The organism is Acidovorax sp. BoFeN1, assembly GCF_003345135.1.
Taxonomy (GTDB): domain Bacteria; phylum Pseudomonadota; class Gammaproteobacteria; order Burkholderiales; family Burkholderiaceae_C; genus Acidovorax; species Acidovorax defluvii.
The window spans coordinates 15233-39519 of sequence record NZ_QOZT01000029.1 but is presented as its reverse complement, the minus strand read 5'-3'; the positions used below and the strand labels follow the sequence as shown (position 1 = coordinate 39519).

The following is a 24287-nucleotide window of genomic DNA, read 5'->3' as shown; positions in this document are numbered from 1 at the left end:
TGGCGACAACGTGTCGATCACTGTGAAGCTGATCAACCCCATCGCCATGGAAGAAGGCCTGCGTTTCGCCATCCGTGAAGGCGGCCGCACCGTGGGCGCTGGCGTCGTGGCCAAGATCATTGCTTAAGTTTTAAGCAGAACAAGGAACTTGCCATGTCCAAGCAAAAAATCCGCATCCGCCTGAAGGCGTTTGACTACAAGCTGATCGACCAGTCCGCTGCCGAGATCGTTGATACCGCCAAGCGCACCGGCGCCATTGTCAAGGGCCCCGTGCCCCTGCCAACGCGCATGAAGCGTTTTGACATCCTGCGCTCGCCGCACGTCAACAAGACCAGCCGTGACCAGCTTGAAATCCGCACGCACCAGCGTCTGATGGACATCGTGGATCCCACCGACAAGACGGTGGACGCCTTGATGAAGCTCGACCTGCCCGCTGGTGTGGACGTCGAAATCAAGCTGCAGTAAAAAGACCGCGGTGCTGCTGGCTTGCCAGTGGTGCCACGTCTTCCTAACGCGAACTTGCTTGAAAAAGCGGTTCGCGTTATACTTTAGGGCTTCGCCTAATTTGCGCCGTACAAACGGTGTCAAAAAGGTGAGGTTTTATCAACCGCCTTTCATGCACGCGAGTGCAAACGCCGCAGCCAATTGAAGTTGTGGCGGTGGAAGTTTTGGAGAAACAAATGAGTCTGAGCAACTCCCTGGGGTTGCTGGGTCGCAAGGTGGGCATGATGCGTCTGTTCACCGATGACGGGGACGCAGTGCCTGTCACGGTGGTGGATGTGTCCAACAACCGCGTAACCCAGATCAAAACCCAAGAGAACGATGGCTACGTGGCCCTGCAGGTCACGTTTGGCTCGCGCAAAGCATCGCGCGTGACCAAGCCAGAAGCCGGTCACCTTGCCAAGGCAGGTGTGGAAGCCGGTGAAATCATCCAGGAATTCCGCGTGACCGCAGATACCGCAGCCCAGTACCAAGCTGGCGCGTCGGTGGTCGTGACGTCCGTGTTTTCCGTGGGTCAAAAGGTCGACGTGCAAGGCACTTCGATCGGTAAGGGCTACGCCGGTACCATCAAGCGTCACAACATGAGCTCGCAGCGCGCGTCGCACGGTAACAGCCGTTCGCACAATGTGCCTGGCTCTATCGGTATGGCACAAGACCCCGGTCGCGTGTTCCCCGGCAAGCGCATGACGGGTCACCTCGGTGATGTCACCAAGACCACGCAAAACCTCGATGTGATCCGCATCGATGAAGCGCGTCAACTGCTCTTGATCAAGGGCGCTATTCCGGGCTCCAAGGGTGGGTTCGTGACGGTGCGCCCAGCGGTCAAGGCCAAATCCAAAGGAGCGAACTAATGCAGCTCGAACTCCTGAATGACCAAGGCCAAGCCGCTTCGAAATTCGAAGCGCCTGAAACCGTGTTCGGTCGTGAATACAACGAAGATCTGGTGCACCAGATCGTGGTGGCCTATCAGGCTAACGCTCGCCAAGGCACTCGTGCTCAGAAGGATCGCGAGCAAGTCCGTCACTCGACCAAGAAGCCTTTCAAGCAAAAGGGTACGGGTAACGCACGTGCAGGTATGACTTCCTCGCCTCTGTGGCGCGGAGGCGGTCGGATTTTCCCGAACATGCCTGACGAAAACTTCACGCAAAAGATCAACAAGAAGATGTACCGCGCCGGCATGTCTGCGATCCTGTCGCAGCTCGCCCGTGAAGGCCGTCTGGCTGTGGTCGATTCCCTGAAGCTTGATTCGCCCAAGACCAAGGTCCTGGCCGACAAGTTCAAGGCAATGAATCTGCAATCGGTGATGGTGATTGCCGACGAAGTGGATGAAAACCTGTACCTGGCCTCGCGCAATTTGGTGAACGTGCTCGTCGTTGAGCCACGTTATGCCGACCCCGTGTCGCTGGTGCGTTTCAAGAAAGTGCTCGTCACCAAGGGTGCAATCGACAAACTCAAGGAGATGTTCGCATGAGCACACTCAAGTTTGACGAAGGTCGTCTGATGCAGGTGCTGGTCGCTCCCATCGTGTCTGAAAAGGCCACCATGGTTGCCGAGAAGTCCAATGCTGTGACGTTCAAGGTGCTGCAGAACGCAACCAAGCCAGAAATCAAGGCCGCTGTGGAATTGATGTTCAAGGTCGAGGTCAAGGGCGTCTCTGTGGTGAACACCAAAGGCAAGACCAAGCGTTTTGGCAAGACCGTGGGTCGCCGCGACAATGTTCGCAAGGCCTATGTCACGCTGCAACCAGGTCAAGAGCTGAACCTGTCCGGGGAGGCTGCGTAATCATGGCTGTCGTAAAAATGAAACCCACCTCGCCCGGCCAACGTGCTGTGGTGAAGGTTACACGTGACCACCTGTACAAGGGTGAGGCGTACGCCCCATTGCTGGAACCACAATTCCAGAAAGCCGGTCGTAACAACAACGGTCACATCACCACCCGCCACAAGGGCGGTGGTCACAAGCACCACTACCGCGTGGTGGACTTCAAGCGCAACAAGGACGGCATTGCTGCCAAGGTTGAGCGTATCGAGTACGACCCAAACCGTACGGCCCACATCGCTCTGGTGTGCTATGCCGACGGCGAGCGTCGCTACATCATCGCTCCGCGTGGTCTGGAAGCCGGCGCAACGCTGATGAGCGGTTCGGAAGCCCCGATCCGCGCAGGCAACACGCTGCCGATCCGCAACATCCCCGTGGGTTCGACCATTCACTGCATCGAGCTCAAGCCCGGTGCCGGTGCGCAAATCGCTCGCTCGGCAGGTGCTTCGGCAACCTTGCTGGCCCGTGAAGGCATTTACGCCCAGGTGCGTATGCGTTCCGGTGAAGTCCGCAAGATTCATATCGAATGCCGCGCCACCATTGGCGAAGTGGCCAACGAAGAGCACAGCCTGCGCCAACTCGGCAAGGCCGGTGTGAAGCGCTGGATGGGTATTCGTCCTACGGTTCGTGGCGTTGCCATGAACCCGGTGGATCACCCTCACGGTGGTGGCGAAGGCCGCACCGGCGAAGGCCGTCATGCAGTCGATCCTTGGGGCAATCTGACCAAGGGTTATCGCACCCGTAACAACAAGCGCACACAGGTAATGATTGTGTCGCGTCGCAAGAAGTAAGGGGTAACAGATGACTCGCTCTCTCAAAAAGGGTCCATTTGTTGACCATCACTTGTTGGCCAAGGTCGAAAAAGCCATTGCCACCAAGGATAAGAAACCAGTGAAGACCTGGTCGCGTCGCTCCATGGTCCTGCCCGAGTTCATCGGTCTGACCATTGCCGTGCACAACGGCAAGCAGCACGTACCTGTCTACGTCACCGACCAGATGGTGGGCCACAAGCTGGGCGAATTCGCCCTGACGCGCACCTTCAAGGGTCACCCCGCGGACAAAAAAGTCCAGAAGAAATAAGGAACGACCATGTCTGAAACACGTGCAGTCCTCCGGGGCGTCCGTCTGTCGGTCGACAAAGGCCGTCTGGTCGCTGATCTGATCCGCGGCAAGAAGGTGGACCAGGCCCTGAACATCCTGACTTTCACGCAGAAAAAAGCTGCGGGAATCGTCAAGAAGGTTCTGGAATCGGCTATCGCCAACGCAGAACACAACGATGGCGCTGACATCGACGAACTGAAGGTCAAGACCATCTACGTCGAACAAGGCACCACGCTCAAGCGCTTCACCGCGCGCGCCAAAGGCCGCGGCAACCGCATCAGCAAACCCACGTGCCATGTGTACGTGACGGTTGGCAACTGAGGCCAAGGAAGACTATGGGACAGAAAATCCATCCTACCGGCTTCCGCCTTGCGGTCAGCCGCAACTGGTCCAGCCGTTGGTACGCCAGCAACCGTGATTTCGCGGGCATGCTGGCCGAAGACATCAAGGTGCGTGAGTACCTGAAGGCCAAGTTGAAGAACGCCGCTGTGTCGCGCATCCTGATCGAGCGTCCTGCCAAGAACGCCCGCATCACCATTTACTCGGCACGTCCGGGCGTGGTGATCGGCAAGAAGGGTGAAGACATCGAGAACCTCAAGAAGGAACTCGCGGCTCGCCTGGGCGTGCCGGTTGCAGTGAACATCGAAGAAGTGCGCAAGCCCGAAATCGATGCCAAGCTGATCGCCGACAGCATCACGCAGCAGCTCGAAAAGCGCATCATGTTCCGTCGCGCCATGAAGCGTGCCATGCAGAACGCCATGCGTCTGGGTGCCCAGGGCATCAAGATCATGTCGTCCGGTCGTCTGAACGGTATCGAAATCGCTCGTTGCGAGTGGTACCGTGAAGGCCGCGTGCCACTTCACACACTGCGTGCCGATATTGACTACGGTACCTCTGAAGCCAAGACCACCTATGGTGTGATCGGCGTCAAGGTCTGGGTCTATAAGGGTGACACCCTGGGTCGCAATGATCTGCCAGCCGTGGAAACCCCACGTCCGGAAGAAGAGCGTCGCCCACGTGGCCCACGCCGTGATGGCCGCCCAGGTGGCGATCGTCCAGGTGCTGGCCGTGGTGGTCCACGTCGTCCCGTGGGCGCCAACAGCGCCCCTGCCGATGGCAGCGACAAGCCCGTTGGTGCCGGTGGCGCCGACGCAACCGCCGTTAAGCGCGTTCGTAAAGTTGACGCGCCCGCTACAGCAGCGGACGGCAAAGGAGAATAAAGATGCTGCAACCCGCTCGCCGCAAATACCGCAAGGAGCAAAAGGGCCGGAACACTGGTGTCGCAACTCGGGGAGCCTCCGTTGCGTTCGGTGATTTCGGTCTGAAGTGCACAGATCGTGGCCGTCTGACGGCCCGCCAGATCGAAGCTGCACGCCGTGCGATTTCCCGTCACGTCAAGCGTGGCGGCCGTATCTGGATCCGCGTGTTCCCGGACAAGCCAATCTCTACCAAGCCCGCAGAAGTGCGTATGGGTAACGGTAAGGGCAACCCCGAGTATTACGTGGCTGAAATCCAGCCCGGCAAGATCGTTTTTGAAATCGTGGGCGTGCCTGAAGAACTGGCCCGCGAAGCGTTCCGCCTGGCTGCCGCCAAGCTGCCGCTGCGCACCACGTTTGTCAGCCGCCTGATTGGCTCGTAATTCAGGAGAACATGCAATGAAAGCTACTGAACTGCGCCAAAAAGACGTCGCCGGCATCGAAACCGAAATCAAGGCCTTGCAAAAAGCCCATTTCGGTCTGCGCATGCAGAAGGCTACGCAACAGCTGGGTAACACCAACACGTTGCGTATCACCCGCCGCGACATCGCTCGCGCCAAGACCATTCTTGCTGAAAAGCAAGCCGCCAAGTAAGGAGCCCCTATGACGGAACCTAAAAAATCCCTCAAGCGCACCTTGGTTGGCAAGGTGGTCAGCGACAAGCGTCAAAAGACCGTAACGGTGCTCGTGGAGCGCCGTGTGAAGCACGAGCTCTACGGCAAGATCGTCGGTAAGTCGAGCAAGTACCACGCCCATGATGAAAATGGCGAGTACAAGCTGGGCGATACGATCGAAATCACCGAGAGCCGTCCGCTCTCCAAGACCAAGAACTGGGTTGCTACCCGTCTGGTGCAAAAGGCCGGCCTGCTCTAAGCCCTAATGGCGTAAGCCTGCAAGGACCTTCAAAACGACCCACAATGTGGGTCGTTTTGCTTTGTGGGATGCAATGTGCACCCCGGCGGACTCCCCCAGCCTCTTGGAGATGAACATGATCAAAGTCGGTGACACACTGCCCGCCACCACCCTGATGGAATACTCGGAAGTCGAGGGCGAAGGCTGCAGCATCGGGCCGAACCCCGTGCCGGTAGACAAGGCCACCGCAGGGAAAACCATTGCGCTGTTTGCATTGCCCGGTGCGTTCACTCCCACCTGCTCAGCCAAACATGTCCCCGGCTACGTGGCCAAGGCTGCCGAGTTCCGTGCCGCGGGTGTCGATGAGATCTGGTGTGTGAGCGTGAATGATGCGTTTGTGATGGGCGCATGGGCGCGTGACCAGAAGTCCGGCGACAAGGTGCGCATGCTGGCCGACGGCGATGCCGCCTTTGCCAAAGCCACGGGCCTGACGCTGGATCTTCATGGCAAGGGCATGGGCCTGCGCAGCAACCGCTACTCGATGCTGGTGCGCGATGGCAAGGTCGTCACGCTCAATGTGGAAGCGCCAGGGCAATTCGCCGTCAGCGATGCCGACACATTGCTGGCGCAGGCCAAAGCTTGATTTGCTATTAAATAAATAGCTGCTAGCGCTCGTTGTAAAAGGGCTGGCGCTCAATTTGGCTTAAATAATATCCGCCTTGAGATAGTGCGCCCCGGGAATGGGGTTGTGATAGTAGGGTGGGATTTCGACGAAGCCGAAGTCTGCGTACAGGGCCCGTGCGGATTCCATTTCGTCCAGCGTATCGAGCAGCACGCAGGCGTAGCCCTTTGCCCGTGCCGCGTCGAGCGCCGCTTCGGCCAGTTGGCGGCCCAGGCCAAAGCCGCGAAACGCCTTGCGCACATACAGGCGTTTCATTTCTGCGGCATTGGGGTAATCGGCTGTGTCCAGTGGGCGCAAAGCGCAGCAACCGGCGATGGCACCATCCACCTCGGCCAGCAGCAAGTGGCCGCGTGGCGCAGCGTACTCGCCAGGCAACTGCGCGAGTTCGTTCTCAAAATCCTGGAAACACAGGTCGATTCCGAGGCTTTCGGCGTATTCCCGGAAGATGGCGCGCACCATGTCCATTTCGTGCGGCAGGGACGGGTTCAGCAGAGTGACGGGTAACTTATCCACAACGCAAGCTGGCGAAGTCAAAAAGACAGTGTAGCGGCAGGGAGCGATGGTGGTCTGCACGCTGCACAACGTTCTCCGCAACGACAGCGCCCTCGCGGTCGAACACAGCGACCGCGAACACACCGTGGCATTGCAGAGCAATTTGAGTGCAGGCCATCACCACCGAAAAGGGCTGGTTCCGAGATGCAGGCCTTTGGTGCAACCGCGGGCAAGCTGTCCGATCAGCTTTCTGCCAGGAGTTTTTCAATCAGCTGGTGCAGTTCCGGAAAGTTGGGGGCGCCGACAAAGCTTTTGACGATTTCGCCACGCTTGTTCACGATGAAAGTTGACGGCGTGAGGCGCACGTCACCCCAGGCCTTGGCCACAGCACCGGTATTGTCGAGCGCCACCTTGAAAGGCAGCTTGCGCGATTCGGCAAAGTTCACCACGTAGCTCGGCGGGTCATAACTCATGGCCACCGCCAGAGTGTCAAAACCCTTGGCGTGGTATTTGTTGTGGGTGGCGATGATTTCGGGCATCTCGGCTACGCAGGTAGTACAGCTGGTGGCCCAGAAATTCACCAGCGTGACTTTGCCACGCAGATCGGCGGTGGTTTGGCTTGAGCCGTCCAGCAATACAAACGTGGATTCCGGTGCGACCGAACGCCCGGCGTCCAGATACACAAACGCCCCCACGCCCGCAAAAGCCACCAATGCGGCACCCACCGCCCAATGCTTGATACCCATGACATCCTCATCCAAAAGCTATGGGCCACGCCCAACGCTGCATTGTGCAGGACTTCTTGCCCACGCCTGCTGCCCTGTGTGACCATGTTGCATGGACCTCAGGCAGCCATGAAAGTTCGTTCGCCCAGTGTGCCGCACTGCACGAAAGCACGCCGCTGCTGATAATCGAGCCATGAAACGGACATTGCCCTGGGTTGCCGCCCTGATGCTGGCGGCATGCAGCCCCGCCCTGAACTGGCGTAGCGTGGCGCTTGACGGCGCCGCGCTCACCGCCACCATGCCGTGCAAGCCCGACCATGCCGTGCGCACCGTGGAAATGGCCGGTTTGCCGGTGGAGCTGGCCATGGCGGGCTGCGAAGCCGATAACGCCACCTTTGCCATCTCGCACGCCGCGTTGCCTGACCCGGCCCGCGCCGACACTGCGCTGGCGCACTGGCGGGCGGCGGCGCTGGCGCGTGTGGGCGCGGCCACCGTGCTGTCCGAGCAGGCATTTGCGCCACCGGGCACGCTGCCACTGCCGTCGGCGGCGCGCCTGGTGGCGCAGGGGCAGCGCGCGGACGGCGCCGCCGTCACGGTGCAGGGGGTGTGGTTTGCGCGCGCGATGGGCCCCCAGGTGCGGCTCTACCACGCCGTGGTGTACACCGCCAAGCCCCGGCCCGATGTGGCTGACGCGTTTTTTGCCGGCCTGGCCCTTCATTGAGCCGGTTGCACCTGCGTCGCGCTATCGGTTTGTCTGCCGTGGCGCCGTTGCAGGCCGCCATAATGCGAGGCAAACGATCACACCATGAGCACCAGCATTCTCATCATTGCCCACGCCCCGCTGGCACATGCCTTGCGCGAATGTGCTTTGCACGTGTTTTCTGACTGTGGCGACAGCGTTGCGGCGTTGGATGTGCAACCCCACGCCGCACCAGAAGACAGCCTTGCGCAGGCGCGCGGCCTGCTGCAGCAAATGGGCACGCATTCCACGCTGGTGCTGACCGACCTTTTTGGCGCCACGCCCTGCAACATCGCCCAGCGGCTGGTGGACGGCGTGGGCTCGCGCCTGGTGGCGGGTGTGAACCTGCCGATGCTGCTGCGTGCCGTGAGCTACAGGGCAGAGCCCCTTGACGCCGTGGTGTCCCGCGCTGTCGTCGGCGGCACCCAGGGTGTGATGCAGGTGGCCATTGCGGCGCCGCAGAACCAGACTCGACGAAACTCCCATGATCAAGACCCACACGACCATCAACAATAAGCTGGGCCTGCATGCCCGCGCGTCTGCCAAGCTGACCAAGCTGGCGGGCAGTTTTCCGTGCGATGTTTTCATGAGCCGGGGAGATCGCCGCATCAATGCCAAGAGCATCATGGGCGTGATGATGCTGGCCGCCGGCATGGGCACCGAGGTGGAAATCGAGACCATCGGTGAGCGCGAGCAAGAGGCCATGGATGCGCTGCTCGCGCTGATCGCCGACAAGTTCGGCGAGGGCGAATGACAGGCGTGCCCGTGAGCGCACCGGGCGCGTGTCTGGTGCCCGCCGGTGCGCGGGGGCCGACGCGGTGATTGAACTGTTGCCAGAGAAGGATCTTCGATGACGTTTTCCGTCCACGGACTTGCGGTTGCCCGGGGCATCGCCATCGGCCGGGCCGTGCTGGTGGCTTCCAGCCGCGTGGATGTGGCGCACTATTTCATCCAGCCCGAGCAGGTGGCGGCTGAAATCGAGCGGGTGCGGCAGGGGCGCAACGCGGTGGCCGATGAATTGCAGCGCCTGCAGGCCGAGATGCCGCCCGATGCGCCGCCCGAACTGACCGCGCTGCTGGATGTGCACCTGATGCTGCTACAGGACGAGATGCTCACCAGCGGGGTCAAGCACTGGATTTCCGAACGCCTGTACAACGCCGAGTGGGCTCTGACCACACAGTTCGAGCTGATCGCGCGCCAGTTCGACGAGATGGAAGACGAATACCTGCGCGAGCGCAAGGCCGACCTGGAACAGGTGGTCGAGCGCATCCTGCGCTACATGAAGGGCGTGGCCAGCCCCGTGGCGCCACCTGCCAGCAGCCCGCGCCGCAAGACCCAGCAAGATTTGCTGCTGGATGACACCGTGGATGTGCCCCTGGTGTTGGTGGCGCACGACCTGTCACCGGCCGACATGCTGCAGTTCAAGCAGAGCGTGTTCGCCGGGTTTGTGACCGACGTGGGCGGAAAAACCTCGCACACTGCCATCGTGGCGCGCAGCATGGACATTCCGGCCGTGGTGGGCGCGCGTGCGGCCAGCCAGCTGGTGCGCCAGGACGACTGGGTCATCATCGACGGCGATGCCGGGGTGATGATCGTGGACCCCTCGCCCATCGTTCTGGCCGAATACGGGTTTCGCCAGCGCCAGACCGAGCTGGAGCGCGAGCGCCTCTCGCGCCTGCGCCACACGCCTGCGGTCACGCTGGATGGCCACAAGGTCGAGTTGCTGGCCAACATCGAGCAGCCCGGCGATGCGGTGGCCGCCGTGCGCGCGGGTGCCGTGGGCGTAGGTCTGTTCCGCAGCGAATTCCTCTTCATGGGCAAAAATGGCAACCTGCCCGGTGAAGACGAGCAATACCGGGCGTATTGCGAAGCCATCGACGGCATGCAGGGCCTGCCGGTCACCATTCGCACCATTGACGTGGGCGCCGACAAACCACTGGACAAGGGCCACAAGGACACGCACCTCAATCCCGCCCTTGGTTTGCGGGCCATTCGCTGGAGCCTGGCCGATCCGTCCATGTTCCGAAACCAGCTGCGCGCGGTGCTGCGCGCAGCCGCCTACGGCAAGGTGAAGTTGCTGTTCCCGATGCTGGCGCATCTGCACGAAATCGAGCAGACGCTGGCCCAGGTGGCGTTGGCGCGTGCCGAACTCGACGCCCGGGGCGTGCCCTATGGCCCGGTCGAGCTGGGCGCCATGATCGAAGTGCCAGCAGCCGCCCTGATGGTGCGCAGCTTTCTCAAGCATTTCGACTTTTTGTCCATCGGTACCAACGACCTCATCCAGTACACCCTCGCCATCGACCGCGCCGACGAAGCCGTGGCCCATCTGTACGACCCCTTGCACCCTGCGGTGCTGCGCCTGGTGGCCGACGTGATCTCAGAGGGCCAGGCGCAAGGCAAGAGCGTGTGTGTGTGCGGCGAAACAGCGGGCGATGTGACCATGACGCGCCTGTTGCTGGGGCTGGGCCTGCGCAGTTTTTCGATGCACCCGGCGCAGATCCTGGCCGTGAAGCAAGAGATCTTGCGGGCCGACATCCGCAAGCTGTCCCCGTGGGCACAGCAAGTGCTGGCGGGGGAAGTGACCGCTGCATTGGCTGTGGCCTGACATGCTATATAAATAATAGCTGCTTGCGCTTTATCCATAAGCGCTAGATCCCTTTTTGACCAAATTTTCTACCGGACCCGCATGCCCAACACGGCGGCGCTGATGATCATTGCCGTGGAGATGGCAATGCTCCAGCTGAACGGGCGGCCGCTCACCAGCAGCAGCAGAGCGGTAGAGGCCAGCGGCGTGATGTAGCTCAGGATGCCGATGTGCCGCGCATCCCCGAGCTTGAGCGCCTTGTCCCAAAGAAAGAACGATGCGCCCAGCGGGCCCAGGCCCAGCACGGCCAGCAGCGCCCAATCGCGCGCCTGTAGCGAAGCGGCCGGTTCCAGCACCACATGGCACAGCAGCGAGAGCACGCCCGAGACCAGTCCGAACAGGCCAATGGCCGTGGTGGGGAAGGCCGCCACACGCTTGGTGAGCAGCGAGTAGGTGGCCCAGATGAACGCCGCCGCCAGCGCGGGCAGGTAGCCCCAGGCCAGCGTGCCGCTTAATTCGCGCCCTCCCACCATGGCAATGGCTGCGCCGCCAAAGCCCAGCAGGGCCGCCAGCACATGGGGCAGGCGCAGGGCTACGTCGGGCAACACCACGGGTGCCAGCACCACGATGAGCAGTGGCCACAGGTAGTTGACCAGGTTGGCCTCGACGGGCGGCGCGTGGCGCAGCGCGATGAACAGCAGGAAGTGGTACGCAAACAGGCCATACACACCCAGCGCCAGCGTACGCAGCGGAATGCGCCACTGGGATGGATCGCGCAACACCAATGGCCAGGCCGGCACGCTGCCGATGATGAGGGCGACGCCGGTCAGCAGGAAGGGGGGAACGTGCGTGAGCGAGACGCCCAGCGAGGCGAGGGCGGCCCACAAGGCAATCGCACCCAGGGCATAAAGGTTGGCTTGCATACACCCGACTGTATGCGTCTGCGGAGCCGGGCATCGTCGCGCAACGACGGCGTGTCGTTGCAAGCCTGCGGACGGTGTGCGTGCAGTGCGCGGGCTTGGCCGCAGAGGGTTAGAGTGTGCGGGGGGGCTCAGCGCAGCGTGGAGCGCCGCAAGGCGGCCGTCAGCGCCGAGGGCGAGCGGTAGCCGGTGCGCCGCGCCACTTCGGCCACCGCGACACCATTGCCTCGCAGCCACTGGGCTTGCGCCAGGCGCTGGACGCGCAACCACGCCATGGCTCCCATGCCGTGATCTTCACGGCAGCGCGCCGCAAACTGGCTGGGGCTCAGGTGCACTTGCATGGCCAGGTCCGCCACGGTGAGGTTGTTGTGCCATTGCTGCGCCGCCCATTGCTGCAGCACGGCCCAGTCAATGCGGCGGCGGCGCGCGGCAGGGGGCGGTGAGGTGGGCGCCAGGCTGCCGGCCAGCCAGGCTTCGCGCAACAGAGCGGGGCCATGTGCCTGCGCCAGCGGGCGACCCGATTGAAGCGCGCTGGCCAGATAGTGCGCCAGCGCCAGCGTCTGCGCCGGGGGTGCCACCGTGTCGCGCCGGCCTGCGCACTGCGCCCAGTCAGGGTGCACGCTGTCCAGCACCAGGCACAGACTGCCATGAAGGGATTCGAAATCGTGGCGGTGCCCGGGCGCGATGACGCAGCCGCTGCCCGACGCCACCCGCACACCGCATCCCTCAACTTCCAGTTCGAGCGTCCCGGACAGGCCCAGCAGGATCTGGAAGTGACCATGGCTGTGGCTCCCGGGCGATGCGCCGTAGCGGCGCAGAGAGAGCTGGTCGGAGGTGTTCACGGGGCAACTCCGCCGCGCTGATTCGGGTGGGCTGGTTTACACGCCGGCGGCGTGCGCCTGCTGGTCTGCGTGGTAGCTGCTGCGGACCATGGCACCCACCGCTGCGTGGCTGAAGCCCATCTTGTAGGCTTCTTGCTCGAACATCTTGAAGGTGTCGGGGTGCACGTAGCGGCGAACGGGCAGGTGGCTGTTGCTGGGGGCCAGGTACTGGCCGATGGTCAGCATGTCGATGTTGTGCGCGCGCATGTCGCGCATCACCTGCAGGATCTCCTCGTCGGTCTCGCCCAATCCGACCATGATGCCGCTCTTGGTGGGCACGTCGGGATGCAGGGCCTTGAACTTTTTGAGCAGATTCAGGCTGAACTGGTAGTCGGAGCCGGGGCGCGCCTCCTTGTACAGGCGCGGCGCGGTTTCCAGGTTGTGGTTCATCACGTCGGGCGGTGCGGCCTTCAGGATTTCGAGCGCGCGGTCGTCGCGGCCGCGGAAGTCAGGTGTAAGGATCTCGATTTGCGTGGCGGGCGAGAGCTCGCGGATGCGCTGGATGCACTCCACGAAGTGCGCACTGCCGCCATCGCGCAGGTCGTCGCGGTCCACGCTGGTGATGACCACGTACTTGAGCTTGAGCGCAGCAATCGTCCTTGCCAAGTTCAACGGCTCGTCCTTGTCGAGCGGGTCGGGGCGGCCATGGCCCACGTCGCAGAACGGGCAGCGGCGCGTGCACTTGTCGCCCATGATCATGAAAGTCGCCGTGCCCTTGCCGAAACACTCGCCGATGTTGGGGCAGGAGGCTTCTTCACATACGGTGTTGAGATTGTTCTCGCGCAGGATCTGCTTGATCTCGTAGAAACGTGTGGTGGGCGAGCCGGCTTTTACACGGATCCACTCGGGCTTTTTCAGCACTTCGCCTTGTTCGACCTTGATCGGAATCCGCGACAGCTTGGCGGCGGCCTTCTGTTTGGCCAGCGGGTTGTAGGTTTCTGCGGACTGTGCTTCGCGGACGACTTCAGGGGTGCTCATGGCGTGTAGGCAGTTCAGGGTGCAAGCCGGGCGCTGAGCTGCTGGCCCAGCACCTGCGCGGCTTCGTCCCAAGTGGTGTGGACCCCGATTGTAGAAAGATCCACCGTTTTCAAACCTGCGTAACCGCAAGGGTTGATGCGTTCATAAGGTTCCAGGTCCATGGCCACATTGAGCGCCACGCCGTGGTAGGTGCAGTGCCGGCTGACCTTGATGCCCAAGGCGGCAATCTTCCCCAGCCCGTCAAATTCGGGCACTGGAGCAGCGGCGCCGACGCGCTTTTGTGGCCGCTGGGGCAGCAGCGCGTGGCTGTGCGGGTCATCCAGGCGCACATAGATGCCGGGGGCACCGGCCACGCGGTGGCCCGTGACACCAAAGTGCGCCAGTGTGCGGATCACCGCCTCTTCAATGCGATAGACGTATTCCTTGACGAAATAGCCGGCGCGCTGCAGGTCAATCAGCGGGTAAGCCACCACCTGACCGGGGCCATGAAAAGTGACCTGCCCGCCCCGGTTGGTGGCAACCACCGGAATGTTGCCGGGGCGAAGAATGTGATCTGTTTTGCCCGCTATCCCTTGTGTGTAAAGCGCATCGTGCTCGCAAATCCAGAGCAAATCACGGCTCTCCGGCGTGCGGGTCGCCGTGTAGTCCTGCATGGCCTGCACGGTGGCGGCATAGTCCACCCGGCCCAGCACGCAGAGGTCGATGGCCATGTCTTAGAGCACCACTTTCACCAGGGGGTGTGCTGACAGCGCGCGGTACAGGTCATCAAGCTGCTCCCGGCTGGTGGCGGTGATGGTGATGGTGACGCCGAGATAATTGCCCGCACGGCTGTCGCGCAGTTCAATGGTGGCGGCATCGAAAGTGGGGTCGAAGCGGTGCGCCAACTCGGTCACTGCATGCACAAAACCATCCACTTTGGCGCCCATGACCTTGATGGGAAACCGGGATGGGTATTCGATCAGAGAATCCTTGCGGGGATCATCGGTGGATGGTGCAGCGCCGTTGGCTGGGGGCGGTGTAGGAGAAATCATGGACGAGTGCTTCTTTTTTGATAGCTTAAGATGCTTTACCATTGGGCGACAAAGCCAAGTAATGGCAATGCTTCACAGCGATGTCCTTGCTCGATAAGGGTGCAAGAAAAGTGTATTGTGGTGCCGCGCGCCGTTGGTCGATAGCCACAACAGGGCAGCGCGCGCACCACTTTCGCACCCGCGTTGCGGGTCTTTGCAATCCGCCACGGGTTTTTACTTATAATTAGAGGCTTTGTAAAAGTTCCAGCTTGTGACGCGGGCGTCATTCATCCATGAAAACAATCGCGCCTGTAACAGAAGCTGAGGCTGAAGAGCCTGACTTCAAGCCCCTGACGGCCCAAGAGGCTGCGCAGTGGCGCAGTCGCAATCCTCCCGTATCGGTGTGGAAGATTGTGGTGGGTCAGGTGCTGGTCGGAGTGGTGGTGGCTTTGGCGGCTTGGGTTCTGACGGGCCGGGCGTCGATGGGTTGGTCTGCAGCCTACGGTGCTTTGGCGGTGGTGATTCCGGCTGCCTTGTTTGCGCGTGGCGTGCTGCGCCACAAGGCGTCTGCCAATCCCCGGGCGGCCATGGTGGGGTTCTTTGGTTGGGAAATTGCCAAGATCGTGTTGACTGTGGCGCTGCTGGCTGCTGCGCCTCGGCTGGTGCCGGGGTTGAGTTGGTTGGCCCTGGTGGCGGGTATGGTGATCACGATGAAAACGTACTGGGTGGCACTTTTGGTGCGGCCCGGTGTCCGAAAAACCGATTGATAAAGAGAAGAGTTGTCCGATGGCCGCAGAAGCGCACGCTCCGACTGCAAGTGAATACATCGTTCACCACCTGCAGCATCTTCAGAACGTCAACCAGACCAAGATTGTTGACTTCACCGTCATCAACTACGACTCCATCATTGTGGGGCTCGTTCTGGGCGTCATCACGCTTTTGATTCTCTGGTCGGCTGCCCGCAAGGCAACTTCCGGTGTTCCGGGGCGCTTCCAGGCGGCCGTGGAAATCCTGGTGGAGATGGTTGACAATCAGGCGAAAGCCAACATTCACAACGCTGAGAGCCGCAAGTTCATCGCTCCGCTGGGTCTTACCGTGTTTGTCTGGATCTTCCTGATGAACTTCATGGACATGCTGCCGGTGGATGCGCTGCCAGCCCTCTGGGCACAGATCTACGGCGCCGCTGGCCATGATCCGAGTCATGCTTACCTGCGTGTCGTGCCGACGGCCGATCTGTCCACGACCCTTGGTTTGGCTTTCGCTGTTCTGGTCCTGCGCTTCTGGTACAGCGTCAAGATTAAGGGTGCTGGCGGTTGGGCGCACGAACTCGTGTCGGCTCCTTTTGGTACCAGCAAGAATCCGATCTTCGCCCTGATTCTCGGTGTGATCAATGTGCTGATGCAGATCATTGAATATGTGGCCAATACCGTGTCCCACGGCATGCGGTTGTTCGGCAACATGTATGCCGGCGAACTGGTCTTCATGCTGATTGCATTGATGGGTGGCGCAGCCGCGCTGTCTCTGTCTGGGGTGCTGCTGCCTGTGGGTCATGTGATCGCGGGCACCATCTGGACGCTGTTTCATATTCTGGTGATCACGCTGCAAGCATTCATTTTCATGATGCTGTCGCTGATCTACCTTGGCCAGGCGCACAACGCCCACTAAGCTTTCCCTTTCGTTGTTTCTTTCCTTAACTTTTCTTTTTTAACTCAGGAGTCATCATGGAAAACATTCTCGGTCTCGTCGCTCTGGCTTGTGGTCTGATCGTTGGTCTTGGTGCCATCGGCGCTTCGATCGGTATCGCACTGATGGGTGGCAAGTTCCTCGAATCGTCGGCACGTCAGCCTGAACTGATCAACGAACTGCAAACCAAGATGTTCATCTTGGCTGGTCTGATCGATGCGGCTTTCCTGATCGGTGTGGCTATCGCTCTGCTGTTCGCATTCGCCAACCCCTTCGCTTCGACGTTCTTGGCCAACCTGCCCAAGTAATTCCCGTTCAACGCCACTCTAGAAAGGTGTTGCCGTGAGTATCAATGCGACCCTGTTCGTTCAGGCCATTGTCTTTCTGATCCTTGTGTGGTTCACGATGAAATTCGTGTGGCCTCCGATCGCAAAGGCGCTGGATGAACGAGCCCAGAAAATCGCCGATGGCCTCGCCGCTGCCGACCGTGCCAAGTCCGAATTGACCGCTGCCAATCAGCGCGTCGAAAAGGAGCTGTCACAGGCCCGCAACGAAACGGCCTCGCGTCTTGCGGACGCCGACCGACGTGCCCAGGCCATCGTGGAAGAGGCCAAGGCCCGCGCCACCGAGGAAGGCAACAAGATTGTTGCTGCTGCCCGCGCTGAAGCCGAGCAGCAAACGGTGCAAGCCCGCGAATCCCTGCGTGAGCAGGTGGCAGCACTGGCCGTCAAGGGTGCCGAGCAGATTCTCCGCAAGGAAGTCAATGCTGGCGTTCATGCCGACCTGCTCAACCGCCTGAAGACCGAGCTGTAAGGGGACAATATGGCAGAACTCGCCACCATTGCACGCCCTTACGCCGATGCCTTGTTCAAGGCCGTCACGGCGGGTGCGGGCGTCGATCTGGGTAGCACCGCTGCCTGGGTGGATGAACTGGCGGCGATTGCCGCCAACCCACAGTTGCGCCAGCTGGCGGACAACCCCAAAGTGACGGCAGGCCAGGTGTTTGACGTCTTCACGGGTGTAGCGCAGTCTGCGCTGCCCGAAATGGCGAAAAACTTCCTGCGTACAGTCATCGACAACGGGCGTCTCAACGCGCTCCCCGAAGTGACTGAGCAGTTTCGTGCTCTTGTCAATCGCCGCAACGGGTCTTCGGACGCCGTGGTCTACAGCGCCTTTCCCATGGACGGCGCTGCACTGGCAGACGTCGGCTCGGCGCTGGAAAACCGCTTTGGCCGCAAGCTCAATCTCACCGTGCAGCAGGACGAGTCCCTGATCGGTGGCATTCGCGTAGTGGTGGGTGACGAGGTGCTGGACACTTCGGTCAAGGCCCGTCTTGAACAAATGAAAGCGGTCCTCACCGCGTGATGCGGCGAGGTCTTCGCGAACCAAAGAAAGAAGGAAAGAGTCATGCAACTCAATCCCGCAGAAATTTCTGAACTCATCAAGAGCCGCATCGAAGGGCTGGCCGCCAGCAGCGACATCCGCAACCAGGGCACCGTGGTGTCCGTGTCTGACGGTATCGTGCGCGTTCATGGCCTGTCGGACGTGATGCAAGGCGAAATGCTGGAGTTCCCCGCCACCAAGGACGGTCAGCCTTCCTACGGTCTGGCTCTGAACCTCGAGCGCGACTCTGTCGGCGCCGTGATTCTGGGTGAGTACGAGCACATCTCCGAAGGCGACACCGTCAAGTGCACGGGCCGCATTCTGGAAGTGCCGGTTGGCCCTGAGCTCATTGGCCGCGTGGTGAACGCCTTGGGTCAGCCGATTGACGGCAAGGGTCCTATCAACGCCAAGCTCACCGACGTGATCGAAAAGGTTGCTCCGGGCGTGATTGCCCGTAAATCGGTGGACCAGCCGTTGCAAACCGGCCTGAAGTCGATTGACTCCATGGTGCCTGTGGGCCGTGGTCAGCGCGAATTGATCATTGGTGACCGCCAGACCGGCAAGACTGCCGTCGCTATCGACGCCATCATCGCCCAGAAGGGCCAGGGCGTCACCTGCATCTACGTTGCCATCGGTCAGAAGGCGTCGTCGATCAAGAACGTGGTGCGCTCACTGGAACAAGCCGGCGCGATGGAATACACCATTGTCGTGGCTGCCTCGGCATCTGAATCCGCCGCCATGCAATACGTGTCGGCCTACTCGGGCTGCACGATGGGTGAGTATTTCCGCGACCGCGGCGAAGACGCCCTGATCGTGTATGACGACCTGTCCAAACAAGCCGTGGCCTATCGCCAGGTTTCGCTGCTGCTGCGTCGCCCACCAGGCCGCGAAGCCTACCCTGGCGACGTGTTCTATCTGCACAGCCGCCTGCTTGAGCGTGCAGCCCGCGTGAATGCCGACTATGTCGAAGCCTTCACCAAGGGTTCCGTGAAGGGGAAGACTGGCTCGCTGACTGCGCTGCCGATCATTGAAACGCAAGCTGGCGACGTGTCCGCTTTCGTGCCAACCAACGTGATTTCTATCACCGACGGCCAGATCTTCCTGGAAACCAGCCTGTTCAACGCCGGTATCCGTCCCGCTATCAATGCCGGTATTTCGGTGTCCCGCGTGGGTGGTGCAGCACAGACCAAGCTGATCAAGAACCTGTCCGGCGGTATCCGTACCGACTTGGCCCAGTATCGTGAGCTGGCTGCCTTTGCGCAGTTTGCTTCCGACCTGGACGAAGCTACCCGCAAGCAACTGGAGCGTGGCGCTCGTGTGACGGAATTGCTCAAGCAAGCCCAGTACAGCCCTCTGCCTATCTCGTTGATGGCTTCGACGCTGTTCGCTGTGAACAAGGGCTTCCTCGACGACATCGACGTCAAGAAGGTGCTCGACTTCGAGCACGGCCTGCACCAGTTCCTCAAGACCAGCCATGCCGCTCTGCTGGCCAAGCTGGAGAAGGACCGCGCCATGGACAAGGACGCTGAGGCCGAATTGACCGCTGCCGTGGGCGCGTTCAAGAAGTCGTTCGCTTAAACCGGACGAGGAGGCATCATGGCAGCAGGCAAGGAAATACGCGGCAAGATCAAATCGGTGGAAAACACCAAGAAGATCACCAAAGCCATGGAAATGGTGGCCGCATCCAAAATGCGCAAGGCGCAGGAACGGATGCGGGCAGCTCGCCCCTACAGCGAAAAGATCCGCAACATTGCAGCCAACCTCGGTCATGCGAATCCTGAGTACGTTCACCCGTTCATGAAGGTGAACGAGGCCAAGGCGGCTGGCGTGATCGTGGTCACTACCGACAAGGGCCTGTGTGGCGGCATGAACACCAACGTGTTGCGTGCCGTGACCACCAAGTTGCGTGAATTGCAGAGCGCTGGCGTGTCCACCGAAGCTGTGGCCATTGGCAATAAGGGTTTGGGATTCCTGAACCGTGTGGGCGCCAAGGTGGTGTCGCATGTGACGGGTCTTGGCGACACGCCCCATCTGGACAAGCTCATCGGCCCGGTGAAGGTGCTGCTCGATGCTTATGCCGAAGGCAAGATCAACGCGGTGTATCTGAGCTACACCAAGTTCATCAACACCATGAAGCAGGAGTCGGTGGTGGAGCAGTTGCTGCCCCTGTCCTCCGAGCAGATGCAGGCCGAAAAAACGGAGCATGGCTGGGACTACATCTACGAACCTGACGCGCAAAGCGTCATCGACGAGTTGCTGGTTCGCTATGTCGAGTCCCTGATCTACCAGGCGGTTGCGGAAAACATGGCGTCCGAGCAGTCGGCACGCATGGTGGCCATGAAGGCCGCCACCGACAACGCCGGCAGCGTCATTGGCGAGTTGAAGCTGGTCTACAACAAGACGCGCCAGGCAGCGATCACGAAAGAACTTTCGGAAATCGTGTCCGGCGCCGCTGCTGTTTAAGCAGCTCAACCAACATCTAAATTGGAGCGAAAAATGGCTCAAGTGCAAGGCAAGATTGTTCAATGTATCGGCGCTGTGGTGGACGTTGAGTTCCCGCGCGACCAGATGCCCAAGATTTATGACGCTCTGAAACTGGACGGCTCGGCTCTGACGCTGGAAGTTCAGCAGCAGCTGGGCGATGGCATCGTGCGTACCATTGCGCTCGGATCGTCCGACGGCCTGCGCCGCGGCATCATGGTGTCCAACACAGGCAACCCCATCACGGTGCCTGTCGGCAAGGCGACGCTGGGTCGAATCATGGACGTGCTCGGCGCGCCCATCGACGAGCGCGGTCCGGTCAGCCAGGAACTGACGGCATCCATCCACCGCAAGGCCCCTGCGTACGACGAACTGTCGCCTTCGCAAGAGCTGCTGGAAACCGGCATCAAAGTGATCGACTTGGTCTGCCCGTTCGCCAAGGGCGGTAAGGTGGGTCTGTTCGGTGGCGCCGGCGTGGGCAAGACCGTGAACATGATGGAACTCATCAACAACATCGCCAAGGCCCACAGCGGTCTTTCGGTGTTCGCTGGTGTGGGTGAGCGTACCCGTGAGGGCAACGACTTTTATCACGAAATGGCCGATTCCGGCGTGGTGAACCTGGAGAAGCTCGAAGAGTCCAAGGTGGCCATGGTGTACGGCCAGATGAACGAGCCCCCAGGCAACCGTCTGCGCGTTGCGCTGACCGGCCTGACCATCGCCGAGTCGTTCCGTGACGAAGGCCGTGACGTGCTGTTCTTCGTGGACAACATCTACCGCTACACGCTGGCCGGCACTGAAGTGTCCGCTCTGCTGGGCCGTATGCCTTCCGCCGTGGGCTATCAGCCTACGTTGGCTGAAGAAATGGGCCGTCTGCAAGAGCGCATTACCTCGACCAAGGTGGGCTCGATCACTTCCATCCAGGCCGTTTACGTGCCTGCCGATGACTTGACCGATCCATCACCTGCCACAACGTTCGCCCACTTGGATTCCACCGTGGTGCTTTCGCGTGACATTGCCTCGCTGGGTATCTACCCTGCTGTGGATCCTCTGGATTCCACCAGCCGCCAGCTCGACCCGAACGTCGTGGGCGAAGACCACTACACGACCGCACGTGCCGTGCAGGGCACGCTGCAGCGCTACAAGGAACTGCGCGACATCATCGCCATTCTGGGCATGGACGAACTGGCTCCTGAAGACAAGCTGGCTGTTGCCCGCGCGCGCAAGATCCAGCGTTTCCTGTCGCAGCCGTTCCATGTGGCCGAAGTGTTCACTGGCTCGCCTGGCAAGTACGTTCCGCTGTCGGAAACCATCCGTGGTTTCAAGATGATTGTGGGTGGCGAGTGCGATCACCTGCCAGAACAGGCGTTCTACATGGTGGGCACCATTGACGAAGCCTTCGAAAAGGCCAAGAAGATGGCCTGATTGCCCGGCGGCTGAGCAGCCCACGGCGGTTCGGCCTTCAGCAATCTAGCAAACCATCTTTTCCCAGGAGCAATGATGAACACCATCCACGTTGATGTGGTCAGTGCCGAAGAGTCCATCTTCTCCGGTGAAGCGCGCTTTATTGCGCTGCCCGGTGAAGCGGGCGAACTGGGTGTGTACCCACGCCACACTCCGCTGATTACGCGTATCAAGCCCGGCTCGGTGCGCATTGAAATGGCCGATGGCAGCGAAGAGTTTGTTTTCGTGGCCGGGGGCATTCTGGAAGTTCAGCCCGACTGCGTGACCGTGTTGTCCGACACCGCCATCCGTGGCAAGGATCTGGATGACGAAAAGGCCAATGCTGCCAAGGCTGCCGCAGAAGAGGCCCTGAAAAACGCCAAAAGCGAAATCGACCTGGCCAAGGCGCAATCAGAACTGGCTGTCATGGCAGCGCAGATTGCTGCATTGCGCAAATACCGCCAAAAGAGGTAAGTCAGTCCCCCGGCTGATCGCGTCCCAGAAACCCGGCTTTGCCGGGTTTTTTCATGGAGCCAGCACACAGACACAGCGGTTGATGAGACAGGCTGGTCGGTGGGCCTGGGCACATATGGTTCAAGGGATGTGGGGTTCGTCGGGCAATTCGTTGGATCGGGCTGCGTCCGATGACGCCGGGAAATGGCGGCACAACAAAGCTGTGACTTCGTCCACTGCCAAACCCATGCCCTCTTCAAATTGCCCCGCTCGGAAGGCCTGCGACATGCGGGCAACCATCTTTTGCCACTCAGCGGCGCCGACGTGTGCGTGGATTCCCCGGTCGGCGACGATATCGATGGAATGCTCTGCAAGCAGAACATAGATAAGCACACCGTTGTTGTGCTCTGTGTCCCACACGCGCAGCTTGCTGAACATCATGAGGGCGCGCTCGCGCGCGGGCGCATTGCGCAGCAGGTAGCTCCACGGGAGACCACCTTCCGCACACAGGCGTATCTGTCCGGTGTGCTGTTGTTCGCTGGCGGCAATGCGGGTGGTCAGCCGCTGGAAGGCGACGTCGGGGAGCACGCGGCGCACGAGTTGGTCGTTCCAGCGGTGCCGCAAGAGACGGTCAACTACCCCAAAGACGGGAAAAAGCCCTGACATGTTCACCAGTCTCCCGAGGCGCCACCGCCTCCAAAATCGCCGCCGCCACCAGAACTGAATCCACCGCCGCCTGAGGATCCGCTGCCCCAGCCCCCACCTCCGGTGCCGCCACCCCATCCGCCACCACGTCCGCGACTGGACAGGGTGCGTGACGATGCACTGAGCAGCATGTAGACCAATGCGGCCAAGCCTGCCAGCCCTGCCAGCAGGGCGCTGGTGGTTGCCACGTAGGCCAGCACCGCAGCGACGGACCCTGTCAGCACCGAACCCAGGCCTTTACCGAAAATGGAGCGCACCAACGGGCCGACCACCGTGACTCCCAGAAACAGGAAAATGGCCCACTCACCCCAATCTATAGCATCGTCTCTCCCCGACGGGCGAGCATTTGCTTGCGGCTCTGGCAAGGCTTCTTCGGCAATGCGGGCAGATATCTGGGTAATAGCCGCCTGCAGGCCCCCGGCGAAATCGCCTTCACGAAAGCGCGGCTTCATGGCCGTGTCAATGATGCGGGCCGCGGCAATGTCCGGAATAGCGCCTTCCAGCGCCTTGGCCACCTCCATGCGCATCTTGCGGTCATCTTTTGCGACCAGCAGCAGCACACCATCACCCACGGTTCGGCGGCCGATCTTCCAGGTGTTCGCAACGCGGTTGGCGTAGCTGGCAATGTCTTCGGGTGCCGTGGTGGCCACCATCAGCACCACTACCTGGGAGCCACCGGATTGTTCAAGTGCTGCGAGCTGCTGCTCCAGAGACAGAAGCTGGCCGGAACTGAGCGTGCCGGTTTGATCCAGCACGCGTGCTGTCAGCGCAGGAACCGGTTGCGGTGTTTGCGCATAAACGCTACCCCATCCGGTTGCTATTAATAATATAGCTGCTAGCGCAATGTGGATAAGCGCTAAAGGCATATATGAGCAAGAATCAAGGCTTCGATGCCGAAAAATCGACAGCGGGTGGTGCGGTGATCTGGGCTTCGTTTTGCACGCTGAAACTTGGCTTCGGAGCGTAGCTGAACGCCATGGCGGTCAGATTGGTGGGAAAGCTGCGCGCCAGCACGTTGTATTTCTGCACCGTCTGGATGTAACGGTTGCGTGCCACGGTGATGCGGTTCTCGGTGCCTTCCAGCGTCACACGGAGGTCCCGGAAGCCTTGATTTGCCTGCAGGGTGGGATAGCGCTCTGCCACCACCATCAGCCGCGACAGCGCTCCCGACAACTCCCCCTGCGCCGCCTGGAACCTGGCAAATGCGGTGGGGTCGCTGAGCGTTTCCGGCGTCACCTGGATAGAGGTGGCTTTGGCGCGGGCCTCGATCACCTTGGTCAGCGTGTCCTGCTCGAAACTGGCTTCGCCTTTGACGGTGGCAACAATGTTGGGCACCAGATCGGCGCGGCGCTGGTATTGATTGAGTACCTCACTCCAAGCGGCCTTGGATTGTTCGTCCAGGCGCTGAAAATCGTTGTAGCCGCAGCCTGTAAGCAACAGAGCAGCCGTGAAAAGGGCAAGAAGACGTTTCATGTTGGCGGGCCTGTGTATGGAAAAATGAAATGGGGAATACCGGAAGTGGCAAGGTACCGTTGAATTTTGCCGCAAGGCAGGTTTGGTCCCAAGGCAGTCCCAGCACCCGCACTGGACAGGGCCAAGCACA

Annotated in this window: 35 protein-coding genes and 1 pseudogene; 26 read left to right on the top strand and 10 right to left on the bottom strand. The window is 60.8% G+C overall.

All coding sequences use genetic code 11. The features are described 5' to 3' along the window. The 13 genes and pseudogenes from DTW89_RS08995 to DTW89_RS08935 form a co-directional block, all read left to right on the top strand. A pseudogene (locus tag DTW89_RS08995) lies at positions 1-127 on the top strand (hypothetical protein); the annotation flags it as partial. Positions 128-153: 26 nt separating this feature from the next. Further along, positions 154-465 (top strand): 30S ribosomal protein S10, encoded by a 312-nt coding sequence (gene rpsJ, locus DTW89_RS08990; RefSeq protein ID WP_005796953.1) that lies wholly within the window; start codon positions 154-156, stop codon positions 463-465. Between the two features lie 215 nt (positions 466-680). Next, positions 681-1352 (top strand): 50S ribosomal protein L3, encoded by a 672-nt coding sequence (gene rplC, locus DTW89_RS08985; RefSeq protein ID WP_114655690.1) that lies wholly within the window; start codon positions 681-683, stop codon positions 1350-1352. Next, positions 1352-1972 (top strand): 50S ribosomal protein L4, encoded by a 621-nt coding sequence (gene rplD, locus DTW89_RS08980; RefSeq protein ID WP_024813775.1) that lies wholly within the window; start codon positions 1352-1354, stop codon positions 1970-1972. The genes rplC and rplD overlap by 1 nt, the downstream gene beginning before the upstream one ends. Further along, positions 1969-2283, top strand: coding sequence for a 50S ribosomal protein L23 (rplW, locus tag DTW89_RS08975; protein ID WP_007847815.1), 315 nt, complete (start codon positions 1969-1971; stop codon positions 2281-2283). Before rplD ends, rplW begins: the two co-directional genes overlap by 4 nt. Positions 2284-2285: 2 nt before the next feature. After that, positions 2286-3110, top strand: a complete 825-nt coding sequence (gene rplB / locus DTW89_RS08970; RefSeq protein WP_024813776.1) for a 50S ribosomal protein L2 — start codon at positions 2286-2288, stop codon at positions 3108-3110. A 10-nt stretch (positions 3111-3120) separates the two neighbouring features. Further along, a complete protein-coding gene (rpsS, locus tag DTW89_RS08965) occupies positions 3121-3399 on the top strand; it encodes a 30S ribosomal protein S19 (RefSeq protein ID WP_024813777.1) in 279 nt (92 codons plus the stop codon). Positions 3400-3408: 9 nt separating this feature from the next. Continuing rightward, entirely contained in the window at positions 3409-3741 is a 333-nt protein-coding gene (gene rplV / locus DTW89_RS08960; protein WP_005796970.1) for a 50S ribosomal protein L22, read from the top strand. A 14-nt stretch (positions 3742-3755) separates the two neighbouring features. Continuing rightward, positions 3756-4640, top strand: coding sequence for a 30S ribosomal protein S3 (rpsC, locus tag DTW89_RS08955; RefSeq protein WP_024813778.1), 885 nt, complete (start codon positions 3756-3758; stop codon positions 4638-4640). A 2-nt stretch (positions 4641-4642) separates the two neighbouring features. Further along, the gene (gene rplP / locus DTW89_RS08950) at positions 4643-5059 is read left to right on the top strand and encodes a 50S ribosomal protein L16 (RefSeq protein ID WP_005796975.1); all 417 of its coding nucleotides are present in this window, start codon (positions 4643-4645) and stop codon (positions 5057-5059) included. A gap of 16 nt (positions 5060-5075) precedes the next feature. Continuing rightward, positions 5076-5270 (top strand): 50S ribosomal protein L29, encoded by a 195-nt coding sequence (gene rpmC, locus DTW89_RS08945; RefSeq protein WP_114655688.1) that lies wholly within the window; start codon positions 5076-5078, stop codon positions 5268-5270. Between the two features lie 9 nt (positions 5271-5279). Next, positions 5280-5549, top strand: a complete 270-nt coding sequence (rpsQ, locus tag DTW89_RS08940) for a 30S ribosomal protein S17 (RefSeq protein ID WP_024813780.1) — start codon at positions 5280-5282, stop codon at positions 5547-5549. Between the two features lie 115 nt (positions 5550-5664). Then, positions 5665-6171: a peroxiredoxin gene (locus DTW89_RS08935; protein ID WP_024813781.1), complete on the top strand. Its 507-nt coding sequence runs from the start codon at positions 5665-5667 to the stop codon at positions 6169-6171. Positions 6172-6231: 60 nt separating this feature from the next. Here DTW89_RS08935 and DTW89_RS08930 read toward each other — a convergent pair whose 3' ends face one another. Next, positions 6232-6723 carry a GNAT family N-acetyltransferase gene (locus DTW89_RS08930; protein ID WP_024813782.1) on the bottom strand — a complete coding sequence of 164 codons (492 nt, stop codon included), beginning with the start codon at positions 6721-6723 and terminating at the stop codon, positions 6232-6234. 221 nt (positions 6724-6944) lie between these two features. Further along, positions 6945-7448 carry a peroxiredoxin family protein gene (locus tag DTW89_RS08925; RefSeq protein WP_024813783.1) on the bottom strand — a complete coding sequence of 168 codons (504 nt, stop codon included), beginning with the start codon at positions 7446-7448 and terminating at the stop codon, positions 6945-6947. A 172-nt stretch (positions 7449-7620) separates the two neighbouring features. Between DTW89_RS08925 and DTW89_RS08920 the strand changes: the two genes are divergently transcribed. The 4 genes from DTW89_RS08920 (at position 7621) to ptsP (ending at position 10771) form a co-directional block, all read left to right on the top strand. Next, on the top strand, positions 7621-8148 hold the full coding sequence (locus DTW89_RS08920; protein WP_114655687.1) for a hypothetical protein: 528 nt from the start codon (positions 7621-7623) through the stop codon (positions 8146-8148). 84 nt (positions 8149-8232) lie between these two features. Next, on the top strand, positions 8233-8682 hold the full coding sequence (locus DTW89_RS08915; RefSeq protein ID WP_111868514.1) for a PTS sugar transporter subunit IIA: 450 nt from the start codon (positions 8233-8235) through the stop codon (positions 8680-8682). Beyond that, positions 8651-8920: an HPr family phosphocarrier protein gene (locus DTW89_RS08910; protein WP_024813786.1), complete on the top strand. Its 270-nt coding sequence runs from the start codon at positions 8651-8653 to the stop codon at positions 8918-8920. Before DTW89_RS08915 ends, DTW89_RS08910 begins: the two co-directional genes overlap by 32 nt. A 96-nt stretch (positions 8921-9016) precedes the next feature. Beyond that, a complete protein-coding gene (gene ptsP, locus DTW89_RS08905; protein ID WP_114655686.1) occupies positions 9017-10771 on the top strand; it encodes a phosphoenolpyruvate--protein phosphotransferase in 1755 nt (584 codons plus the stop codon). Positions 10772-10839: 68 nt separating this feature from the next. On the opposite strand, the gene DTW89_RS08900 is transcribed toward ptsP, so the two are convergent. The 5 genes from DTW89_RS08900 to DTW89_RS08880 form a co-directional block, all read right to left on the bottom strand. Beyond that, positions 10840-11673 (bottom strand): DMT family transporter, encoded by an 834-nt coding sequence (locus DTW89_RS08900; protein ID WP_114655685.1) that lies wholly within the window; start codon positions 11671-11673, stop codon positions 10840-10842. Between the two features lie 128 nt (positions 11674-11801). Beyond that, entirely contained in the window at positions 11802-12512 is a 711-nt protein-coding gene (locus DTW89_RS08895) for an AraC family transcriptional regulator (protein ID WP_114655684.1), read from the bottom strand. A gap of 36 nt (positions 12513-12548) precedes the next feature. Then, positions 12549-13529 carry a lipoyl synthase gene (gene lipA / locus DTW89_RS08890; protein ID WP_114655683.1) on the bottom strand — a complete coding sequence of 327 codons (981 nt, stop codon included), beginning with the start codon at positions 13527-13529 and terminating at the stop codon, positions 12549-12551. Positions 13530-13543: 14 nt separating this feature from the next. Next, a complete protein-coding gene (gene lipB, locus DTW89_RS08885) occupies positions 13544-14239 on the bottom strand; it encodes a lipoyl(octanoyl) transferase LipB (protein ID WP_114655682.1) in 696 nt (231 codons plus the stop codon). A 3-nt stretch (positions 14240-14242) separates the two neighbouring features. Beyond that, complete coding sequence (locus tag DTW89_RS08880; protein ID WP_024813791.1) at positions 14243-14560, bottom strand: YbeD family protein; 318 nt, start codon at positions 14558-14560, stop codon at positions 14243-14245. Positions 14561-14832: 272 nt separating this feature from the next. Here DTW89_RS08880 and DTW89_RS08875 point away from each other — a divergent pair, with 272 nt between their 5' ends. From DTW89_RS08875 to DTW89_RS08835, 9 genes are all read left to right on the top strand, one after another. After that, the gene (locus tag DTW89_RS08875) at positions 14833-15306 is read left to right on the top strand and encodes an ATP synthase subunit I (RefSeq protein WP_114655681.1); all 474 of its coding nucleotides are present in this window, start codon (positions 14833-14835) and stop codon (positions 15304-15306) included. A 19-nt stretch (positions 15307-15325) separates the two neighbouring features. Beyond that, positions 15326-16204 carry a F0F1 ATP synthase subunit A gene (gene atpB, locus DTW89_RS08870; RefSeq protein WP_114655680.1) on the top strand — a complete coding sequence of 293 codons (879 nt, stop codon included), beginning with the start codon at positions 15326-15328 and terminating at the stop codon, positions 16202-16204. Between the two features lie 56 nt (positions 16205-16260). Beyond that, positions 16261-16530 carry a F0F1 ATP synthase subunit C gene (atpE, locus tag DTW89_RS08865; RefSeq protein ID WP_007847749.1) on the top strand — a complete coding sequence of 90 codons (270 nt, stop codon included), beginning with the start codon at positions 16261-16263 and terminating at the stop codon, positions 16528-16530. 34 nt (positions 16531-16564) lie between these two features. Further along, complete coding sequence (locus DTW89_RS08860; protein ID WP_024813794.1) at positions 16565-17035, top strand: F0F1 ATP synthase subunit B; 471 nt, start codon at positions 16565-16567, stop codon at positions 17033-17035. 9 nt (positions 17036-17044) lie between these two features. Beyond that, complete coding sequence (locus DTW89_RS08855) at positions 17045-17587, top strand: F0F1 ATP synthase subunit delta (RefSeq protein WP_114655679.1); 543 nt, start codon at positions 17045-17047, stop codon at positions 17585-17587. 42 nt (positions 17588-17629) lie between these two features. Further along, positions 17630-19183, top strand: a complete 1554-nt coding sequence (gene atpA, locus DTW89_RS08850) for a F0F1 ATP synthase subunit alpha (RefSeq protein WP_114655678.1) — start codon at positions 17630-17632, stop codon at positions 19181-19183. Positions 19184-19201: 18 nt separating this feature from the next. Beyond that, positions 19202-20068 carry a F0F1 ATP synthase subunit gamma gene (gene atpG / locus DTW89_RS08845; RefSeq protein WP_024813797.1) on the top strand — a complete coding sequence of 289 codons (867 nt, stop codon included), beginning with the start codon at positions 19202-19204 and terminating at the stop codon, positions 20066-20068. 33 nt (positions 20069-20101) lie between these two features. After that, positions 20102-21508 carry a F0F1 ATP synthase subunit beta gene (atpD, locus tag DTW89_RS08840; protein WP_024813798.1) on the top strand — a complete coding sequence of 469 codons (1407 nt, stop codon included), beginning with the start codon at positions 20102-20104 and terminating at the stop codon, positions 21506-21508. A 75-nt stretch (positions 21509-21583) separates the two neighbouring features. Then, positions 21584-22000 carry a F0F1 ATP synthase subunit epsilon gene (locus tag DTW89_RS08835; protein ID WP_024813799.1) on the top strand — a complete coding sequence of 139 codons (417 nt, stop codon included), beginning with the start codon at positions 21584-21586 and terminating at the stop codon, positions 21998-22000. 120 nt (positions 22001-22120) lie between these two features. On the opposite strand, the gene DTW89_RS08830 is transcribed toward DTW89_RS08835, so the two are convergent. The 3 genes from DTW89_RS08830 to DTW89_RS08820 are packed head-to-tail and all read right to left on the bottom strand — an operon-like array spanning position 22121 to position 24157. Further along, on the bottom strand, positions 22121-22645 hold the full coding sequence (locus DTW89_RS08830) for a TPM domain-containing protein (protein WP_114655677.1): 525 nt from the start codon (positions 22643-22645) through the stop codon (positions 22121-22123). A gap of 2 nt (positions 22646-22647) precedes the next feature. Further along, the gene (locus DTW89_RS08825) at positions 22648-23550 is read right to left on the bottom strand and encodes a TPM domain-containing protein (protein WP_114655676.1); all 903 of its coding nucleotides are present in this window, start codon (positions 23548-23550) and stop codon (positions 22648-22650) included. A 13-nt stretch (positions 23551-23563) separates the two neighbouring features. After that, positions 23564-24157, bottom strand: a complete 594-nt coding sequence (locus DTW89_RS08820) for a LemA family protein (RefSeq protein WP_114655675.1) — start codon at positions 24155-24157, stop codon at positions 23564-23566. Positions 24158-24287 lie beyond the last annotated feature (130 nt).

Coding starts and splice junctions, on each gene's coding strand:
- DTW89_RS08820 (WP_114655675.1), bottom strand. CDS start 24,157: ATGAAACGTCTTCTTGCCCTTTTCACGGCTGCTCTGTTGCTTACAGGC.
- rplC (WP_114655690.1), top strand. CDS start 681: ATGAGTCTGAGCAACTCCCTGGGGTTGCTGGGTCGCAAGGTGGGCATG.
- DTW89_RS08875 (WP_114655681.1), top strand. CDS start 14,833: ATGAAAACAATCGCGCCTGTAACAGAAGCTGAGGCTGAAGAGCCTGAC.
- DTW89_RS08910 (WP_024813786.1), top strand. CDS start 8,651: ATGATCAAGACCCACACGACCATCAACAATAAGCTGGGCCTGCATGCC.
- DTW89_RS08855 (WP_114655679.1), top strand. CDS start 17,045: ATGGCAGAACTCGCCACCATTGCACGCCCTTACGCCGATGCCTTGTTC.
- atpB (WP_114655680.1), top strand. CDS start 15,326: ATGGCCGCAGAAGCGCACGCTCCGACTGCAAGTGAATACATCGTTCAC.
- DTW89_RS08880 (WP_024813791.1), bottom strand. CDS start 14,560: ATGATTTCTCCTACACCGCCCCCAGCCAACGGCGCTGCACCATCCACC.
- DTW89_RS08835 (WP_024813799.1), top strand. CDS start 21,584: ATGAACACCATCCACGTTGATGTGGTCAGTGCCGAAGAGTCCATCTTC.
- lipA (WP_114655683.1), bottom strand. CDS start 13,529: ATGAGCACCCCTGAAGTCGTCCGCGAAGCACAGTCCGCAGAAACCTAC.
- rpsS (WP_024813777.1), top strand. CDS start 3,121: ATGACTCGCTCTCTCAAAAAGGGTCCATTTGTTGACCATCACTTGTTG.
- atpD (WP_024813798.1), top strand. CDS start 20,102: ATGGCTCAAGTGCAAGGCAAGATTGTTCAATGTATCGGCGCTGTGGTG.
- rplP (WP_005796975.1), top strand. CDS start 4,643: ATGCTGCAACCCGCTCGCCGCAAATACCGCAAGGAGCAAAAGGGCCGG.
- rplV (WP_005796970.1), top strand. CDS start 3,409: ATGTCTGAAACACGTGCAGTCCTCCGGGGCGTCCGTCTGTCGGTCGAC.
- rpsQ (WP_024813780.1), top strand. CDS start 5,280: ATGACGGAACCTAAAAAATCCCTCAAGCGCACCTTGGTTGGCAAGGTG.
- lipB (WP_114655682.1), bottom strand. CDS start 14,239: ATGGCCATCGACCTCTGCGTGCTGGGCCGGGTGGACTATGCCGCCACC.
- rplB (WP_024813776.1), top strand. CDS start 2,286: ATGGCTGTCGTAAAAATGAAACCCACCTCGCCCGGCCAACGTGCTGTG.
- DTW89_RS08900 (WP_114655685.1), bottom strand. CDS start 11,673: ATGCAAGCCAACCTTTATGCCCTGGGTGCGATTGCCTTGTGGGCCGCC.
- atpE (WP_007847749.1), top strand. CDS start 16,261: ATGGAAAACATTCTCGGTCTCGTCGCTCTGGCTTGTGGTCTGATCGTT.
- rpsJ (WP_005796953.1), top strand. CDS start 154: ATGTCCAAGCAAAAAATCCGCATCCGCCTGAAGGCGTTTGACTACAAG.
- rpsC (WP_024813778.1), top strand. CDS start 3,756: ATGGGACAGAAAATCCATCCTACCGGCTTCCGCCTTGCGGTCAGCCGC.
- rplW (WP_007847815.1), top strand. CDS start 1,969: ATGAGCACACTCAAGTTTGACGAAGGTCGTCTGATGCAGGTGCTGGTC.
- atpA (WP_114655678.1), top strand. CDS start 17,630: ATGCAACTCAATCCCGCAGAAATTTCTGAACTCATCAAGAGCCGCATC.
- rpmC (WP_114655688.1), top strand. CDS start 5,076: ATGAAAGCTACTGAACTGCGCCAAAAAGACGTCGCCGGCATCGAAACC.
- DTW89_RS08920 (WP_114655687.1), top strand. CDS start 7,621: ATGAAACGGACATTGCCCTGGGTTGCCGCCCTGATGCTGGCGGCATGC.
- rplD (WP_024813775.1), top strand. CDS start 1,352: ATGCAGCTCGAACTCCTGAATGACCAAGGCCAAGCCGCTTCGAAATTC.
- DTW89_RS08915 (WP_111868514.1), top strand. CDS start 8,233: ATGAGCACCAGCATTCTCATCATTGCCCACGCCCCGCTGGCACATGCC.
- DTW89_RS08925 (WP_024813783.1), bottom strand. CDS start 7,448: ATGGGTATCAAGCATTGGGCGGTGGGTGCCGCATTGGTGGCTTTTGCG.
- atpG (WP_024813797.1), top strand. CDS start 19,202: ATGGCAGCAGGCAAGGAAATACGCGGCAAGATCAAATCGGTGGAAAAC.
- DTW89_RS08935 (WP_024813781.1), top strand. CDS start 5,665: ATGATCAAAGTCGGTGACACACTGCCCGCCACCACCCTGATGGAATAC.
- ptsP (WP_114655686.1), top strand. CDS start 9,017: ATGACGTTTTCCGTCCACGGACTTGCGGTTGCCCGGGGCATCGCCATC.
- DTW89_RS08825 (WP_114655676.1), bottom strand. CDS start 23,550: ATGCCTTTAGCGCTTATCCACATTGCGCTAGCAGCTATATTATTAATA.
- DTW89_RS08830 (WP_114655677.1), bottom strand. CDS start 22,645: ATGTCAGGGCTTTTTCCCGTCTTTGGGGTAGTTGACCGTCTCTTGCGG.